Below are 223 nucleotides of genomic sequence, written 5' to 3'. Positions count from 1 at the left end.
CAAGATGCCCGGATTCATCTTCCCCAACCGGAAGCTGCACTTTGTTGCGGTATCGGTCTGTGGATGGCGCGGGCAGTGCCGGCAGCACAGGAACATCCAACTTTCCCAACCGGCCGAAGCCACCGCATTGTAGCTTGCGATGACTGCAAATTACAGCCCGCCTGGATGAACCAACTGGCCGTGCGGGCCTGCACTCTGTTGGAACAAGCCGGTGCCACTGCCT

The 223-nt window shown here is 59.6% G+C and carries 1 protein-coding gene; it reads left to right on the top strand.

The window, feature by feature from the left end; translation table 11 throughout:
• The coding region (locus tag H6B10_RS16720) for a hypothetical protein (protein WP_204652489.1) at window positions 1-223 on the top strand (223 nt) is incomplete at both ends.

Origin of the sequence: Gemmiger formicilis, from assembly GCF_016901605.1 — a bacterium.
Lineage (GTDB): Bacteria > Bacillota > Clostridia > Oscillospirales > Ruminococcaceae > Gemmiger > Gemmiger formicilis_B.
Note: the sequence above shows the minus strand (reverse complement) of the source record. Positions and strands in the feature narration are given on the sequence as shown.